3 protein-coding genes are annotated in these 1,706 nt (G+C 63.2%); all 3 read right to left on the bottom strand.

Going from position 1 to position 1,706, the window contains the following annotated elements; all coding sequences use genetic code 11:
- Positions 1-291 (bottom strand): NADH-quinone oxidoreductase subunit NuoI (nuoI, locus tag EN893_RS32730; protein ID WP_128362125.1); only part of this gene is annotated, 291 nt, incomplete at its 3' end.
- On the bottom strand, positions 291-1,334 hold the full coding sequence (gene nuoH / locus EN893_RS32725; RefSeq protein ID WP_027034808.1) for an NADH-quinone oxidoreductase subunit NuoH: 1,044 nt from the start codon (positions 1,332-1,334) through the stop codon (positions 291-293). The genes nuoI and nuoH, both read right to left, overlap by 1 nt.
- 2 nt (positions 1,335-1,336) lie before the next feature.
- Positions 1,337-1,706, bottom strand: a 370-nt coding sequence (locus EN893_RS32720) for a molybdopterin-dependent oxidoreductase (RefSeq protein WP_164901335.1), incomplete at its 5' end; no start/stop codon positions are given.

The following is a 1,706-nucleotide window of genomic DNA, read 5'->3' as shown; positions in this document are numbered from 1 at the left end:
GTCGTAGCGAACCGTGCGGCGCGTGCCGTCATTGCGGCGCGGGCCGGCCTCGATGGTGATGGCCTGCGCCGGGCAGATCGCCTCGCACAATTTGCAGGCGATGCAGCGTTCCTCGCCATTGGGATAGCGGCGCAGCGCATGCTCGCCGCGGAAGCGCGGACTGGTCGGCCCCTTCTCGTGCGGATAATTGATCGTCTCCTTCGGCGCGAAGAACTGGCGCATCGACAGGAAGAAGGCGCTGACGAAATCCTGCAGCAGCAGCGATTTGGCGGCTTGGGAAAGAGCGGACATCACGCAAACCCCGTGATCTTGAGGAAGGCCGCGGTGGCGACCACCATGAACAACGAGATCGGCAGGAACACTTTCCAGCCAAGCCGCATCAACTGGTCGTAGCGGTAGCGCGGCACGAAGGCCTTCACCATGGAGATGCCGAAGAACACGAAGCAGACTTTCAGCACGAACCAGATGACGCCCGGCACCCAGGTGAACGGCGCGAAGTCGAACGGAGGCAGCCAGCCGCCGAGGAACAGGATGGTGGCCAGCGCGCACATCAGCACGATGGCGACATACTCGCCGAGGAAGAACAGCAGGAACGGCGTCGACGAATATTCGACCATGTGGCCGGCGACCAGTTCCGATTCGGCTTCCACCAGATCGAAAGGCGGCCGGTTCGTCTCGGCCAGCGCCGAGATGAAGAAGATGATGAACATCGGGAACAGCGCCAGCCAGTTCCAGTCGAGGAAGGTGTTGGGCAGGCCAAGCCGCGTACCAATTCCATCATGCTGCGACAGCACGATATCGGTGAGGTTGAGCGAGCCGGCGGTGAGCAGAACGGTGACGATGACGAAGCCGATCGAGACCTCGTAGGACACCATCTGAGCGGCCGAACGCAGCGCGCCGAGGAACGGATATTTCGAGTTGGAGGCCCAGCCGCCCATGATCACGCCATAGACCTCAAGCGAGGAGATGGCGAAGACATAGAGGATGCCGACATTGACGTTGGCGATCGCCCAGCCCTGATTGACCGGAATGACCGCCCAGGCCGAGATCGCCAGCACGGCCGAGACCAGCGGCGCCAGCAGGAACACGCCCTTGTTGGCGCCGGACGGGATGACCGGCTCCTTGAAGACGAATTTCAGCAGATCGGCGAAAGCTTGCAGCGTGCCCCAGGGGCCGACGACGTTCGGGCCACGGCGCAGTTGCACCGCCGCCCAGATCTTGCGGTCGGCGTAGAGGATGTAGGCAACGAAAATCAGCAGGATAACGATCAGCACGACCGATTTCAGCAGAATGATCAGCGCCGGCAGCACGTAGAAGGAGAAGAAAGTGTCCATGCTTATTCCGCCGCCTGCTTGAAGCCGCTCTTGGCCAGTGCCGAGCATTCCGCCATCACGGCCGATGCCCGCGCGATCGGGTTGGTCAGGTAGAAATCCGTCACCGGCGAGGTGAAGGTGCCCTTGTTCAGCCGCCCGCCGAGCTTCGCCACCCCGGTGATGTCCTCGGCATTGCCCGCCGCGACCTGGTCGATACGGGCCAGATGCGGGTATTCGCCATAGAGCTTGGCGCGCAGCTGCGGCAGCGAATCGAACGGCAGTTTCTTGCCCAGCACATCCGACAGCGCCCGCAGGATCGCCCAGTCCTCGCGCGCCTCGCCCGGCGCGAAGCCGGCGCGGTTGGTCTGCTGCACGCGGCCTTCGGTGTTGACG

The sequence above is a fragment of the Mesorhizobium sp. M7A.F.Ca.CA.004.04.2.1 genome, assembly GCF_004022825.1.
Classification (GTDB): domain Bacteria; phylum Pseudomonadota; class Alphaproteobacteria; order Rhizobiales; family Rhizobiaceae; genus Mesorhizobium.
This window is presented reverse-complemented; position numbering and strand designations above follow the sequence as displayed.